The organism is Acetobacter indonesiensis, from assembly GCF_000963945.1.
Lineage (GTDB): Bacteria > Pseudomonadota > Alphaproteobacteria > Acetobacterales > Acetobacteraceae > Acetobacter > Acetobacter indonesiensis.
On sequence record NZ_BAMW01000168.1, the window covers coordinates 1 to 235 of the forward strand.

Sequence of the window (235 nt, forward strand, 5' to 3'; positions counted from 1 at the left end):
TCAGCATCGCAGCTAAATCACCCTCAAGGAAAATTCCAAGAACACCATTCTCCGGAATGAGGTTGATCCGCGTGATCAGAGACCGGATCGCTTCAACCGTCTTCGTGTCGCTCCCTGCCCTTTGAAAAAGAGAAGGGGAAGCCTGTTCGTCCAAAGTCCGGGCCTTATGAAAGAAGCCACCTGTACGTGTATACAGATCAGCAGCTCTTTCGCGGGCGATCAACTTTTTATCGGT

General features: G+C 50.6%; 1 protein-coding gene. It reads right to left on the minus strand.

The genetic code is table 11. The annotated features are described in order from the left end of the window. Positions 1–235: hypothetical protein (locus Abin_RS15730; RefSeq protein ID WP_048848600.1), on the minus strand; the 235-nt coding region annotated here is incomplete at both ends.